14 protein-coding genes are annotated in these 15,007 nt (G+C 59.7%); 2 read left to right on the top strand and 12 right to left on the bottom strand.

Going from position 1 to position 15,007, the window contains the following annotated elements; genetic code table 11:
- Positions 1-95 precede the first annotated feature (95 nt).
- The 12 genes from G7048_RS22070 to G7048_RS22015 all read right to left on the bottom strand — a co-directional run bounded on the left by G7048_RS22070 (position 96) and on the right by G7048_RS22015 (position 12,215).
- Positions 96-941, bottom strand: a complete 846-nt coding sequence (locus G7048_RS22070; protein ID WP_166070199.1) for a fumarylacetoacetate hydrolase family protein — start codon at positions 939-941, stop codon at positions 96-98.
- Positions 942-962: 21 nt separating this feature from the next.
- Positions 963-1,334, bottom strand: coding sequence for a nuclear transport factor 2 family protein (locus tag G7048_RS22065; RefSeq protein WP_166070198.1), 372 nt, complete (start codon positions 1,332-1,334; stop codon positions 963-965).
- 29 nt (positions 1,335-1,363) lie between these two features.
- The gene (locus G7048_RS22060; protein WP_166070197.1) at positions 1,364-2,146 is read right to left on the bottom strand and encodes an SDR family oxidoreductase; all 783 of its coding nucleotides are present in this window, start codon (positions 2,144-2,146) and stop codon (positions 1,364-1,366) included.
- Positions 2,147-2,161: 15 nt separating this feature from the next.
- Entirely contained in the window at positions 2,162-3,082 is a 921-nt protein-coding gene (locus G7048_RS22055; protein ID WP_166070196.1) for a cupin domain-containing protein, read from the bottom strand.
- A 46-nt stretch (positions 3,083-3,128) separates the two neighbouring features.
- The gene (locus G7048_RS22050; RefSeq protein WP_166070195.1) at positions 3,129-3,857 is read right to left on the bottom strand and encodes a dienelactone hydrolase family protein; all 729 of its coding nucleotides are present in this window, start codon (positions 3,855-3,857) and stop codon (positions 3,129-3,131) included.
- A 104-nt stretch (positions 3,858-3,961) separates the two neighbouring features.
- On the bottom strand, positions 3,962-5,197 hold the full coding sequence (locus G7048_RS22045) for an MFS transporter (protein ID WP_166070194.1): 1,236 nt from the start codon (positions 5,195-5,197) through the stop codon (positions 3,962-3,964).
- 30 nt (positions 5,198-5,227) lie between these two features.
- A complete protein-coding gene (locus G7048_RS22040; protein WP_166070193.1) occupies positions 5,228-6,241 on the bottom strand; it encodes a transporter in 1,014 nt (337 codons plus the stop codon).
- 363 nt (positions 6,242-6,604) lie between these two features.
- Positions 6,605-7,531 (bottom strand): LysR family transcriptional regulator, encoded by a 927-nt coding sequence (locus G7048_RS22035; RefSeq protein WP_166070192.1) that lies wholly within the window; start codon positions 7,529-7,531, stop codon positions 6,605-6,607.
- Between the two features lie 67 nt (positions 7,532-7,598).
- Positions 7,599-8,864, bottom strand: a complete 1,266-nt coding sequence (locus G7048_RS22030) for an FAD-dependent monooxygenase (RefSeq protein WP_166070190.1) — start codon at positions 8,862-8,864, stop codon at positions 7,599-7,601.
- Between the two features lie 79 nt (positions 8,865-8,943).
- Complete coding sequence (locus tag G7048_RS22025) at positions 8,944-9,810, bottom strand: alpha/beta hydrolase (protein WP_166070189.1); 867 nt, start codon at positions 9,808-9,810, stop codon at positions 8,944-8,946.
- Positions 9,811-9,852: 42 nt separating this feature from the next.
- Positions 9,853-11,286 carry an aldehyde dehydrogenase family protein gene (locus G7048_RS22020; RefSeq protein ID WP_166070188.1) on the bottom strand — a complete coding sequence of 478 codons (1,434 nt, stop codon included), beginning with the start codon at positions 11,284-11,286 and terminating at the stop codon, positions 9,853-9,855.
- Positions 11,283-12,215 carry a VOC family protein gene (locus tag G7048_RS22015; protein ID WP_166070187.1) on the bottom strand — a complete coding sequence of 311 codons (933 nt, stop codon included), beginning with the start codon at positions 12,213-12,215 and terminating at the stop codon, positions 11,283-11,285. The genes G7048_RS22020 and G7048_RS22015 overlap by 4 nt, the downstream gene beginning before the upstream one ends.
- Before the next feature lie 545 nt (positions 12,216-12,760).
- Between G7048_RS22015 and G7048_RS22010 the strand changes: the two genes are divergently transcribed.
- The gene (locus G7048_RS22010; protein ID WP_166070185.1) at positions 12,761-13,813 is read left to right on the top strand and encodes an aromatic ring-hydroxylating dioxygenase subunit alpha; all 1,053 of its coding nucleotides are present in this window, start codon (positions 12,761-12,763) and stop codon (positions 13,811-13,813) included.
- 227 nt (positions 13,814-14,040) lie between these two features.
- Positions 14,041-14,994, top strand: coding sequence for a PDR/VanB family oxidoreductase (locus G7048_RS22005; RefSeq protein ID WP_166070184.1), 954 nt, complete (start codon positions 14,041-14,043; stop codon positions 14,992-14,994).
- Positions 14,995-15,007 lie beyond the last annotated feature (13 nt).

Genomic DNA, 15,007 nt, shown 5'->3' with positions numbered 1-15,007 from the left:
TCAACCAGCGCTTGAACAGCAGCGGGCCTTCACGCCGTCATCCGCTGACGGCCTGAAGGCCTGCATCACCTTCGAGACTGCCGAAGAGAAGCCTGTCAGCCAGCCACCACCGTGTTCTCGATGGCACCAAGCTGCTCGATCTCGGCGCGCACCACGTCGCCCACTTGCAGCGTCTTGTTGATCGCCACACCCACGCCCGATGGTGTGCCGGTGGCGATCACGTCGCCGGGTTCCAATGTCATGACGGTGGAGAGGTACTCGATCTGCTGCCAGATGTTGTAGATCATGTCGTCGGTCGGGAAGTTCTGGCGCACTTCGCCGTTCACCGTGAGCTTCATGTTCAGGTTCATCGGGTCGGCGATTTCGTCGTCGGTCGTCAGCCATGGGCCAATGGGGCCGTGGGTGTCGAAGGACTTGCCGAGCGTGAACGTGGGCGAGCGGGATTGCCAGTCGCGGGCGGACACGTCGTTGGTCACCAGATAACCGGCGACGACCGAGCGCGCATCTTCAGCCTTCACGCGGCGGCAGCGCTTGCCGATGACCACGCCGAGTTCGATTTCGTAGTCGAGCACCTTCACGTCAGCAGGAAACTCGATGGGATCGAACGGGCCGCTGATGCACGACACCTGCTTGTTGAACCACAGCTGGCTGGTGGGAATCGGAATGCCTGCGGCCTTGGCTTCTTCGGCGTGCTCCTTGTAGTTCAGGCCGATGGCCAGGTACTTCTGCGGGTCGTTGATCGGCGCTTCGAGGCGCAGTTGGTCGAGCGCGAAAGCAGGCGCGGTGACGGCTTCGAGCTTTGCGCGCAGGTCGTTCCATTGCGTGAGCACGGCGCGCATGGAGTCGCTGTGGCCGGTGACTGCGGAGAGGTCAATCACCTGACCATCGACGAGCTTGCCGATGCGGGTAGTGCCTGCCTGGGTGAAGCGAACCAATTTCATCTTTTTTGTTCCTGTTGATTTCTATTTGATCAGCGTGAGCTGGAAATGCATGAATTTCCAGCCCGTAGGCTCGCGCCGAATGATCTGCGTGACCATGCCGCGCATCTCGCTCATGCTGCCGTCGGGCGCGCGCATGTGGTTGTTGATGGTGCCGGTCATCACCGCTGCGTCTTCACTCAGCACACGAACCGTCAAGTGACCACGCTCGATGGCCGCAAAGCCGCGCTTGGCGTCGATGTGCGCGAGCAATTCCGCCTTGTCGTGCACCAGACCCACGCTGTGGATGTGCACCAGATCGTCGGCGAACATGGCGTCCAGCGCCTTGAGGTCCACCGCCACCAACGCGGCCTGACGTCGGCGCTCCAAGTCCAGACATGCGGAACGAATTTCCATATCCAATGACGGATTCACCACGGCAGCCATCACACCAGCCCTTCGTACGAACCGCCATCGAGCTGCAGGTTCTGGCCCGAGATATAGCTGGCCAGCGAGCTGCACAGGAATGCGCAGGCAGCACCGAATTCTTCGGGCTTGCCCATGCGCTTGGCGTTGATGCTCGACGCGATGCGGCGGCGCGCTTCTTCGTGCGTGATGCCGTCCTGCGCCATCATGCGTTGGGCCATGAATTCCTGGCGCGGCGTGTCGATGCGCTCGGGCAGCAGGTTGTTGACGGTGACGTTGTCCACCACCACTTCGGCGCTGATGGCCTTGCTGATGGCGGTCAGCGCCGTGCGTGCGGAGGTCGACAGACCCATGATGTAGTGCGGCGTCTTCACCATCGCGGAAGTGATGTTGATGATGCGACCGAACTTGCGCGCACGCATGCCGGGCACGTAGGCACGCATGAGCTGCACGCCGGGGATCATGTTGGCGTTCATCGCGCCGAGCAGCGCTTCTTCGGTCCAGTCATCAAGCTTGCCAGGTGGTGGACCTGCGTTGTTGTTGACCAAAATGTCCACGTCGGGCAGCGTTTGAATGATCAGCGCACGGCCCTCCGGCGTGGTCAGATCGGCGGCGATGAAATCCACTTGCGCACCGGCTAGGGTTTCGCGCAGCAGCTTGGCGGCCTTTTCGAGCTTTTCGGCATTGCGGCCGTTGAGCGTGACATGCACGCCTTCACGCGCGAGCGCTTCGGCGCATGCCAGACCCAGACCTTGCGAAGAAGCGGAGATGAACGCGCGGCGTCCTTTGATTCCCAAATCCATGATTGACTCTCGAAATTAAACGTTTGCGGGCTTGCCGAAATTCAGTTCCAACAGCACGCCTTGCTCATTGCCCACCACTTGCGCCTTCAATGGGGCAGCGCGATCGACCATCACGGTGGTGTGTGCTGCACAGCGGTGCACTTCATCGCCCACGGTGATGTCCCATTCGCCCGCGGTCAGGTAAAAGTAGCGTGGGCCCACGCCGTAGTCGGCCAACTCGGTGAACGACTCGCCCGCGGCGCAATGCACCTCGCGGATCAGTTGGCGATCGGTGGTCTGCTCGGTGTTCAGCAAGGTGGCGACCGTCACGCCGCCGAGGCTGGCTTGTGGCGATTGCTCGAAGTTCGTGAACATGGCTATGGCAGGTGCCAACGCGCCGCCTTCCGTGCCCACGGGTACTGGCGTAGGCGCTTCGTTGGGCGAGAAGATGGTGCGATAGCGCGGCGCGGCGACGATGTCCGGGCGCTCGCCCTTCTCTGCCGAGTCGTGCATGCCGATGTAGAAACGCTCGTGCCCGGCAGGTGCGTTCCAGCTCAGCATGCGCGCGATGTCGTTCGGGCCTTCGAGCGCGCCGAAGGCGTGGCTGGTGTGCGCGGGCGCGTGCACCAGCATGCCGGGGCCCGCTTCCTGCACGACCGAGCCGGCCTGAAAGCGCCAGCGGCCTTCGAGCACGTAGAAGGTCTCGTCTTCTGTGGTCTGATGGTGCAGCGGCACGGACGAGCCCGCGACGGCGGTCTGGTCGTAGATGCCGACCTGACCGGCAGTCTCTTCACCGCGCAGCAGAATGTAGATGGGGCCGCCAGGCGCGCCGACCACGGGACGACCCATGCGGGTGACGAATTTGGTTTCGGTGGTCAACGCCGACCAGCCGTTTCTCAAGGCATCGAACTCCAGCGCTGTTTCGACCGGAACGATACCTGCATCCAATGCGTTCATGACTTGGCTTTCCTGTACTGTGATTTGCTTTTGAATCGGGCGGCCTTCAGGCCAGCACTTCCTGCAGAAAGCGGCTCATCGCCAGCCACGAGCGGCGCGCCGCCGACTCGCTGTAGGCGATGACCTGGGGCTTGTTGGCGCGGTCCGCATCGGGGCGTGTGAAGCCATGCTTGACGTGGCCGTAGAGATTCACTTCCCAGTCCACGCCCGACTGCGTGAGGCCGCGCTGCAGGAACGCGAGCGACGATTCGCTGGCCATCGGGTCTTCGGCACCCGTGAGCACCAGCGCCTTGGAAGATGTGCGAGCCGCACTCCAGTCCTGTCCCACCAGATCCAGGCCGCCGTGCAGACTCACCACACCCGCCACATGGCGCTGCGTGCGCAGATACTCCAGAGCCGATGCACCACCAAAGCAGTAACCCGCGAGCGCAATGCGCGAGACATCCAGATCGGCGCTGTCGGCCAGCGTGTCGATGGCCGCGCGAATGCGCCCCATCCACTCCGCACGGTCGCTGGCGAAGCGGCCAATCGTCGGACCGATTTCAGATTCATCGCGCAACTGACGACCATCGCCCCAGATGTCTGCTGCCAGCACCGCATAACCCTGCGCGGCCAGACGCTCGGCCTGCTCGCGAATGAAGTCGCTGACGCCGAACGCGTCATGGATCAGCACCACTCCGGCGCGCACGGCCTGCGCTTTGGGCTTGGCCAGAAAGCCGATCAGCTTCTGCGCGCCGAAAGAGTACTCAAGGTTGTTGCTTTGCAGCTCGGTCATAGGTCTTGGTGTTGTTGTTGGTGAATGAATCTGTGTGATGACACAAGCACCCCGCCTGGCGGTGCCGTGCTTGCGTCATGGTTGCGACAGCAGCGTCGAGCGCTTCAGGTCGCAGCGCGAGAAGGCGTTCCAACGGGCTTGGCTGGCGCGTCGGTGCCGCTGTGCTTGTGCTCGATTCGCGAGAGGATCGGAATGCGGAACAGGCACACCAGCAGACCGACCGAGATGGCGATCAGGATGGGCGTGGGCGAAGGTGCTGCCATCGCGCCAAAAAACACCGGAGCGCTCAGCAGCACGCCCAGCAAGGTGAGCTGCGTGACCAGGCCGCTCGTCGCGCCCATGCTTTCGCGGGTCGGTGCCACCGAAGGCGTGAAGATGATCATGCCGGTCAGCAGGCCACTGAAGAACATGAAGATCCACGAGCACGCGATGGACGCATCGACACCGATGGGGAACGCGAAGATCGCCAGCGCCGGAGCACCCGTGAGGATGATCGAGACGATGTTGACCTTGAGCGGCGAAACACCCTTGTTCAGCAACTTGCCGAACAGCAGACAACCCAGCATGTTGAGCACCATCGCGCCGATGTTCCACACGTTGATGACCGCAGGATCGGTACCGTACTTGTGCGCCAGATAAGGGCCGAGCACGGACATGATGCCCACGTGCAGGAACGCGTCGCCGCCAATGCCCAGACCCAGCAGATAAGGCCATGGCGACTTCAGCACATCACGCACGCCGCGGGTGCGGGAGACCTGCTCGCCTTCCTTGTCACGCGATGGCAAGGTGGCCAGGCAAATCACCAGCAGCAGAACGCTGGCTGCAGCATGTGCGTAGAACGCGCCGCGCCAATCGCTCAGACCGCGCAGCCAACCCGATGTGAGGAACGGGATGATGAAACTCAGCGGCACGAACGTGGACCACACGGCCAGCGCCATGGTGCGATGCTCGATGGGCGTGAGACGCACCAGCATCGTGATCGCCGAGACGGCCACCAGCACATAACCCAGACCCGAGATGAAGCGCCCTGCCAGCAGCATGTCGATGTTCGACGAAGCGATCACCGTGGCATCGCCCGCCACCATCAGCACGGTGCCGAGGAACAGCATTTTCTTGTCGCCGAGCTTGTCGACGAAGAAGCCCGCCAGCAGCGCGCCGATGGCCACGACCAGCGATGGCATGGACACCACGAGGCCAAGAATCGACTTGTCTTCGGGGTGGAATTCTCGAGCGATGAATGACACCTCGGGCACGGCCGTGCCGACCGTCATGGCGGCCAGCACCCCCAGCAGGTAAATCACTGCGACTCGAAATACGACAGTTTTGATACTGGTCGCCATATTGTCTCCTTTGGAACGTTCAGATAATCATCAGAAGGGATGGACCCAACGGATGTTCAGGGTTTTGCCGGACAGGTTGTTTTTATTGACGACCGGCACGTAGAAATTGGCCATGAAAATATTGTGCTGGTCCATTTTCCAGAACAGCCCAGGCCCCATGGCGAACCCGACGGTCTTTGAATCTGCCACCGTTGCACCATTGGCCTTGTCATTGCTGAGCTGCTTGAAGTAGTAGCCGCTCACCCCCGCCCTCCACTGCTCATTGATCGCATAGCTCGCTGCGAAATTGGCCCACACCGCCTGACCGGATTGGTAGCTCGTGATAAACGGAGCCACGCCATCCGGCTTGGTATTCTTCGAGTTGTACAGATAATGCAGGCGCGTGCTCAATTCCAGCTCTTTGGTCGGTAACCAGGTCATGGCCCAGCTTGGATTGACCGACCAGTAGTTCGTGCCGCGATTGGCAGAATACTTGGCATCATATTGACCCGTGGGCGCCAGAATATCCACCTCAAATCGCTGAGAAAATACCGGACGACCATCCTGAATCACCGGTCGCATCTGCAGATAGGCACCCAACGTCAGGTCACCCGTACCGATGCCGCTGCTCGAATGCAATTGCACCGGGCTGTCCGCGGCCGTCTTGGCACCCAGGCGCACCAGAGGAAGAATGGCCGTGAAACCGAGGCGACCACCACCGATGGTGACATCTGTGTTGTACAGAATCTGGTGCAGCGAGAGTTCGCTGCCGATGCGTGGGTCTTTCAGCAGCGGATTGGAATCGCCATTGGAATCCGTGGTCTTGTTGATGCGATTGACGCGAAACAGTTGGATATAGGCCCAACCCGGATCGTTGGAACCAAAACCGTCCATGAAACTGGTGCCACCCAGATTCAAACCTTGAGGTTGATGCACAGACGCATTGGCCGTACCACTTGCAGCAACCAGTGCCATGACGGCAAAGCTGATCCATGTTCTTTTCATTTGCTTGTCTCCTTCTGTTTGAAACTGGCTCCAGCCGTCCACTTTTGGATTGACTGGCATTAATCGTATTTACGAAGTCAATGAATGTCTCTGATTGACTTGACAGCACCCCTGCGGCTGTGAACACGAATGATCGCGACATTCAGCGCCGCTTCATGGCGCAATTCCAATAAATGAACATGAACTGCAGATTATTGAAAATCAGAAATTCGGAGCACGATTGACCATCACCGGATATTTCAGGCGATCCATCAATAAAATAATGAGATCCATAAAATTTAGATAATCAATATCCAACGTAAGTCATTCAATGCAGTGAAAACCCTGCAATGAATTGTCGGCATGAATATCCATCACGGATAATCACGAATTACCGCATTCAATACTCGCGAATGCAGTGAATCGAATGTGAAGACTCAGAACTCAGGAGTTCTCCATCGGACCATGGTGGTTGGCAAACCAGCGCTTGATGTGCGTGACGAACGACTGCACGAACGACTCATCGATACTGTTGCGCCGGTACGCGACGCCGATGGGCCGCAGGTTGTGCACTTCGGTGATCTTCACCTCCGACATCAAACCCACATCGATCAGCTTCTGCGCAATCACCGACGGCAGCGCGACCAGGTAGTCCGAGATCAGCAGCGTCTCGATGATCAGACTCGTCGAAGAAGTCTCCAACGAAATCATGTTCTTCTTGATGCCCAGAGCGCTCAGGAACGAATCCACGTCCTTGCGGATCGGATCGAACTCGGCGGAGATGATCCAGCGGAACGCCTCCAGATCCTTGTTCTCCACCTGCACCTTGCTGACCAGCGGATGCCCCTTGCGACCGATGACCATGAGGTAGTTCTTGGTCAGCGGCTCGAACACATAGTCGTCGCTCGCCTTGTTGATCTGCACGCCGCCAAGCACCACATCGACCTTCTCGGCCTGCAGCTGCTCCACCAGTTCCAGCGTCGATCCCGAACTCACCTGGATGACCGAATGGGTCTTTTCTTCCAGGTACTCGTGGATCGGATTGGCCAGATAGGCGTTGGACAGCGTGTAGGCCAGACCGAGCCGGATCTTGCCGAAGTCCCCCACGCGCAGGCCATCGAAATAGCCCGACACGCGCTGGTTGATCTCGAAGAGTTTTTTTCCATATGCGGCGATCACCTTGCCCTCATCCGTGGGCCGCGCGCCGGTCTTTCCCCGGCGCAGCAGCTTCACGCCAAGCCGCTCCTCCAGCACCCGGATGTTGCGGGTCAGGCCCGGCTGGGTGATGTTGAGCTTCTCCGCCGCCTGACTGTAGGAGCCTAGCTCCACGATCATGTGCAGTTGGATGATGTGCTTGGGATCTACGTTCATATGGACAACGGACCGCGCTCTTCAAGAGCCCTGCCCGTTGTGTCTCCTTGGCTTGTGGTCTATCGGTTCACTCGGCAAAGACGGACCGGAATCCGCTTGGTGCGTTGTCGTTGGGGCGCTTCATGCCTGCCAGTCGGTGGTATTGCTTGAAGATCGAATCGGCTTCGTCGAACGGCAGCACCTTCTCGATGTCGTCAAAGCGCTTGCCGCCCGTGCGTTCTTCCACGATGCGGCGCACCACTTCGGGGCCGTCGCCACGGTTGGCCATCACGATCTTGTTGGCGATCGGCAGACGTTGCGTCTCGTATTGTACGAACGCCTCTTCCACCGAATCGTGAATCGACAGGCATTCTGCGACCACGCGCGCGTCCACAAAGGCCTGGCAGGCGCCATTGCCGCCGCGCGGGTACATGGCGTGTGCGGCATCGCCGATCAGCGTGACGCGGCCAAAGCTCCACTTGGCCAGCGGATCATGGTCGATCAGCGGGAACACATAGACTTCCGACGCATCGCGCAGCAGCTTGCCCGCGTCGATGAAGTCCAGCTGGCACTCGTCGAACATGTGCTGGATTTCCTTCACATCGGCCTTGGCATTCCAGTCTTCAATACCGGCTGGACGGCCATTCTGCTCGACCACCCAGTTGACCAAGGTATTGCCCTCGGCGTCGATGTTGTCGGCAATCGGGTAGACGATCAGGCTGCCCTGGCTGGGCGCGCCGATGTGCAGAATGGTGCCGCCGCCCTTGAACGGCTTCATCTTCGTGACGCCACGCCACAGCGTGATGCCCGAGTAATGCGGCTCGCGCGATTCCGGATAAAGCTGGCGGCGCACGGCAGACTTGATGCCATCGCCCGCAATGATCGCGTCGCAGGTGTATTCAAACGGCTTGCCTTCGCTGTCGATGAACAGCGCAGTCGCCGAATCGGCATCCTGCTTGAAACCCGTGCAGCGCATGCCGGAAACCACGGCATCCTTGCCCAGGCGCTCGATCACGGCCTTGTACAGAATCATCTGCGCGGTGCCGCGGTGGATGTAGCGCATGGCGTGCTCGTAGCCCATGTGCGTGCCGCAGCGCTCGCCGTAGATTTCCTGACCGTACTGGTTGTAGTACAGCGACTCGGTCGCGTCCACCGAATTGGCGTTCAACTCGTCGAGCAGACCCAGTTCGGTGATTTCCTTGGTCGCATAGGTTTGCGACACGATGCCCACGCCCAGTGGGCGAATTTCCTTGGCCGCCTCGAACACGATGGGCTCGAAGCCACGCTCGTGCAGTTGCAGCGCCGCAGTCAGGCCGCCGAGGCCCGCGCCGATGATGGCGATTTTCTTTTTCATGGGTTATCTCCTGTGAGTTGGATGTGATGTGGTTTTTCAAAAAGCGCCCATGGCAACGGACCTCGGACTTAAGAACTGCTTACTCAGCGTTCACCGGGAAGTTGCGCTTGAGCCAGTAGTTCAGGATCTCGATGAACATGCTGTCGCCATTGGTGAACGGGAAGTGATCGATCTCGCTGAGCAAATGCAGCTCGCAGCCCTTGCCCGCCTTCTGGAACAGCTCAATGGCCTGGCGTGTGGGAGTCACGCTGTCGTTGGCCGAGTGCACCAGCAGCATCGGGCGCGGCGCCATGAGTGAAACGACTTCATTGGGGCGGAACGTGCAGATGCTCTCCATGGTCTCGGATGTGAAATCCATGACCGCGCCGGAAGGCAGATGGCCGCGCATGTGTTCGGGAATCGGTACGATGTCCCAGCGCTTGACCATGTAGCTCTCGCCGGTCTTCTCGCGATGAGCGCGGCCTTCGGCGATCTTGTCGGTGAACGCCCCCCATTGCTCTGGCGATGGATGCTGATCCTTGGACTTTTCGAGGCCATCGCCCCAGCCGCCAATCGACACAACGGCCTTGACACGCGAATCCACCGAGCCGGTGTAGACATTGATCGCCGCGCCAAAACTCTGGCCGCTCAGCATGATGCGGTCGGCATCGACGAATTCCTGCGCCGCCATATACGACACAGCATTGCGCGTGTCGGCCACCTGGTCGGTGCAGATGATGTTGCCGCGCTTGCCTTCGCTGTCGCCGCAGCCGCGGTAGTCAAAGCGCAGCACCACGTAGCCCCAGGCTTCGTAGAGCGCGGCTTCCTTTTCGTGCGTGCCGCCCTTGGTGCCACCAAAGCCGTGCGTGACGATCACGGCGGGACGCTTGCCTGTCATGCCATCGGGCTTGTGGATGACGCCGGTGAGCTTCAGACCATCGGAGGGGAAGGTGATTTCGTATTGCATGTGAATCCTTATGCTTATGCTCTTGTTGTTCTTGTGTTCTGCTCAGTTGAACTGGATGGTCAGCGCCTTCTCGTAGCACATGGGCTTGAGCGCATCGATGCCGTTCTCGCGCCCGTAGCCGCTGGCCTTGATGCCGCCCCAAGGCAGGCACGGATCGATCAGGCCAAAGCCGTTGACCCAGACATTGCCCACGTCCAGCGCGTCGGAAATGCGCAGCGCCTCGTCGAGGTTCTGCGTGAACACGCCGGAGCTCAAACCGTATTGGCTGCTGTTGGCAAGCTGCACGGCTTCGTCGATGTTGTCGTAGGCGAGCACGGCGGCCACGGGGCCGAACACCTCTTCCTGCACCAGCGTGGATTCGGGCGTGCACAGGAACAGCGTGGGCTCAAAGAAGTAGCCATCGCGCTCGATGCGACTGCCGCCGATCAGCGCCTGATCGCCTTCCTTGCGCGCCTGCTGCACATAGGCAGACACGCGCTGCATGGCCTTGGCGCTGCCGAGCGGCCCGTAGCTGGTCTGCGCAAGCGTCGCCTCGCCAATGTTCTGCGCGGCGACTTCGGCACGAATGCCTTCGACGACGCGCTCCACATGCTGGCGCGGCACCAGAATGCGCGTGCCCGCAGCGCAGATCTGCCCCTGATTGGCCATGAAGCCCAGCGCGGCAATCTTGATGGCGCGTTCAAAGTCGGCGTTCTCGGTGATGATCTGCGCGGCCTTGCCGCCGAGTTCCATCGTCACCGGCTTGGCGTGGCGCGCGGCCAGACCCGCGATATGCGCGCCCACCTGTTCGCCACCCGTGAACGAGACCTTCTTCACGCGCGGATCGAGCGTGAGCAGATCACCAATCACACGGCCTTCGCCGGGAACGACGTTGAAAACGCCTTCCGGGAAACCCGCTTCGGCAAACAGCTTGGCGATGTACAGCGTCGAGAGCGACGCCTCTTCCGCAGGCTTGTAGACCACGGTGTTGCCAGCAGCAATCGCGGGCAGCGCCTTCCAGCCCACATACATGTTGGGCGCGTTGCTCGCGGCAATCGCGGCGATCACGCCCAGCGGTTGCCAGCTCGTCGATGCCACGGCGCGCTGGCCCTGCATGCCGGGCACGTTGACGTTGCGGCCTTCGAGCTTGTCGGCCAGACCGGCCACATAACGCGCGGTGTCGATCAGGTTGGCCATGTCGGCCATCAGCGCAAAACCGACGGGCTTGCCGTTGTCGATGGCTTCGAGATAAGCCAGATGTTCCTTGTCGCGCTCGAACAGCGCGGCCAGTTGCATCAGCAGGCGTGCGCGTTCGCGTGCGGGCACCTTGCGCCAGCTTGCGAAAGCCTTGTCGGCACGGGCGATGATGGCGTCCACATCGCGTGCTTCGGCGCAGTGCAACTCGCCTATCACCGTACCATTCGATGGGTTGGTGATCTCCTTGACCAGCGCGCTTTGCAGCACGTTATGGACCAGTGTCGTTGTGTTGCTCGTCATGGTTTGCCGCCCAGCTCCGGTGTTTCGAAGTTCTTGGCGAAGTCTTCGGGTTCCGAATCGCCCCAGATGCTGCGTGTGCCCAGATGCACCCAGTCCTGCGGTTCCCAGTTTTCGCCGTCGTGGATGAAGTCCATGTCCGAGAAATACTCGTGCATGCTGTTCCATGGGTCGCGCACATAGGCGAAAGTGTTCGAGCCCACAAAATGGCGGCCCGGACCCCAGCCCGCGATATAGCCCTTGTTGACCATCTGGCGGCCCGCCGCGCCCACTTCGTCGGTCGTCGCCACATCAAAGCCTGCGTGGTGCAGACCGTAGGAAGTGGACTTGCCGAACGCGACGATGTGGTGATCGCTGCCGCCCGCGCTGTGCAGAAAGCTCAGGAACGAGGCCACGGTGTCGCTCAAACGCAGTTGGAACACGTCGTTGTAGAACTCGACCTTCTTGCCCGGATCGGTGGTGAACAGCACCACGTGGCCCAAGCGGCGCGGCTTGATCGGCTTTTCGTCCATCAACTCGGTGCGACCGGTGCGCACGCGGCGCATTTCAGCGGCGTTGAAAGTCACGCGCGGTGTCTCGTCCCAGGGTGCTTCTTCGGCCACCTGCACGTTGGTCAGCATGCCGTCGAAATCCTTGAACCACACGCCTTCGATGTCGCTGCCTTCCACCTTGTTCGTGAAAGCCATGCCACGGGCCGCGAGGCGCTGCTTGATGCCGTCGAGGTGCTCGGCCGTCGTGCCGAAGCTCACATAGTGCAGGCGCTTGCGCTTGCCCTCGGAGAGCACGACCTGAATCTGATCGCGGCCCTCGCAACGGCAAATCAATTTGCCGTTTTCATAATCCGTCCTCAAACCAAAGTCGTCATAGAACGCCTTGGCGATACTCAGTTCTGGCACTTGCAAAGCAAAATGCTGGATATTCACTACACCCATTTTTATCTCCGGTTGAAAAGGGCTTGCAGTCTATTTTTTAAAAATCCTGCAACCTAATCAAAAAACGCATATTTTTTATAACATCCATCAGTTTTTTTATAGAAAACGCGCGTTAACCCTTATCCAGAGCGGATCTCGAAAAAACACCCGAATTCCGGATGTCCGATTCACGACCTGCTGCCATGCGCTTTGCAGCGCGTCACTGGTGGGAATTCTTCCAAAGCAGCGGCCTGCGCTGACTGCCGATTCCAACAATCGGACAGCTTTACCTTCCGTACAAACCCTGAGCCCAGGTCTCTTCGGCAGCGGACTCACCCCACCCCATCCATAAAAAAACTGCGCTCCATGAGCGCATCCCATCAGCCAATTGCACTGGGAGAAGCTATTTTCAAAACCCAAGGGTAAACACCGAATTACACGAAAAATTCAATCCCGATAACCTGCCAACCCTGTCGAATCAAGCCCACAACTGATTCGCAAATGGATTTGGCGAAAAACCGTTTCCATTCCATTTTTGATACATAGCCCACATAAAGGAGACTGCGATGAAGCGTTTACTGAAAAACACCTGGTACATGATTGGTTGGGAAAACGAACTGGCAAAAGAAGGCAAGTTCAGCCGCGTCGTGGCCGAAACCGCCATCGTCGTTTTCAAGACCGGCGACGGCGACCAACTGGGTGCCGTGCAGGACCGCTGCCCTCACCGCTTCGCGCCGCTCAGCCTGGGCGACGTGGTGGGCGGCAACATGGTCTGCCCGTATCACGGTCTGGAGTTCAACGCCAGGGGCGACTGCGTGAAGAACCCGTTCTCCGAACGCATTCCCACCGGCTGCAAGATTCCCTCATTCAAAGCCGTCGCCAAGCATTCCGTGGTCTGGGTCTGGATGGGCGACCAGTCGCTCGCCGATGAAGCGCTCATCCCCGACTATTCCTTCCTCGTCGAAAGCGACACCAATCGCACCGTGTGCGGACGCATCCACGTGAAGGCCAACTACGAATACGTGGTCGACAACCTCATGGACGTAAGCCACATCGAGTGGACGCACCGCAAGACCTTCGGCGGCAATGGCCTGATCCAGCAAGGCAAGCAGTCCATGAAGCAGCAGGACCAGGAACTGTGGAACAACTGGGCCTTCACCGACGTGCCGCAGCAACCCATCCCGATCTACGAAACCATTCCATGGGAGCGCGTCGACATGTGGATCGACACGCGCTGGAACGCCCCCGGCAACGTCATGCTGCAGATCGGCGAAACGCCTGTCGGCGGCACGCGCGAACAAGGCATGGAACAACTGTTGGCCCACATGGTCACGCCCATCAACGACAACGAATGCCACTACTTCTGGGGCGTCGCGCGCAGCATCAATCTCGACTCCGACGCAGAAGACGAACGCCTGCGCCGCATGCTCGATTTTGCATTCGAGATCGAAGACCTCCCCGTCATCGAAGCAGCCGCCAAGTCGGTCGAAGGCCACGAATTCTGGAGCCTCAAACCCGTACACCTCGGACCCGACAGCGGATCGAACCGAGCAAGAAGAATGCTCGAAACCATGATTCAAAAAGAGCAAGAGCAAGCAGCAGAAGCCGTCCCTGCATGACAACCGAGGGGCCGGTATTCAACAGCAAGCTCCGAAGCGAAGCAAGCGCTTGAACAAACACCCCAATGCCGAGATAGGCCTTCAGGCGCGACGCAAAGCCGCAGACAGTACTCATGTACGGCAAGGCTTTGCAACAAAGCATGAAGGCCTATATCGGCACCTCAAAACGACTCACCCATCGAAGCCGCAAGGCTTCGTGAAGCAACCAAGAACAAAACAAAAACAACATGCTCAATGCCTTCATTCATACAATTTCCTGGGAGGCGCAAGACATCATCAGCTTGGACTTGCGACCCACAAACGGAGAGAAATTTCCAGCCTTCACGGCAGGCTCCCACATCGACCTGCACCTACCCAATGGCCTGACCCGCAGCTACTCGCTGAAAAACGATCCGGCGGAAATAGACCGCTACGTCATCGGCGTCCTCAAGGACAAGTCCAGCCGTGGCGGCTCGCGTAGCGTGCATGAATCACTGCGCGTCGGCACGACGATCACGATCAGCGAACCCCGCAACGCCTTCCCCCTCCAGAAATCGGCCAACCACTCCGTCCTCGTCGCAGGCGGCATTGGCATCACCCCGTTGGTGTCCATGGCCAAGCATCTGGTCAGCACAGGCGCTTGCGTCGAAGTGATTTACCTCGCTCGCAGCGCAGCCAATGCAGCATTCGTGCCTGAACTCCAGGCGCTGGGCATTCCGCTGCACCTGCACTACGACGACGAAAACGGCGGACCCGCCGATCTGCAAGCCCTGCTTGCCGCGCGCAACCAGTCCGGCACGCATTACTACGCCTGCGGCCCGGCGGTGATGCTTGACCACTTTGTGGCCTGCTGCGAGCGACTGGGCTACGGCGCGCGCACGCACATCGAACGCTTCAGCGCCGTGGCCGTAGCTGCAGCGGATGACGCGCAATCGCACTACACGCTGGTGCTGCAGCGCAGCCAGAAAACCATAACGATCCAAAGCCGCGAGCAATCCCTTCTGCAAGCCATCCGCGAATGCGGCGTGGAGCCGATGACAAGCTGCGAGGAAGGCCTGTGCGGCGCGTGTGAAACGCAAGTGCTCGAAGGCATTCCGGATCATCGCGACAGCGTGCTCACCGATGCCGAACGGCAATCCAACCAACTCATGATGATCTGCGTCTCGGGCTGCAAAAGCCAACGCCTGGTGCTGGATCTCTGACCCTTCTTTCCCT

Source organism: Diaphorobacter sp. HDW4B (assembly GCF_011305535.1).
Taxonomy (GTDB): Bacteria; Pseudomonadota; Gammaproteobacteria; order Burkholderiales; family Burkholderiaceae_C; genus Diaphorobacter_A.
The sequence above is the reverse complement of the archived record's forward strand: the minus strand, read 5'-3'. Positions and strand labels throughout refer to the sequence as shown.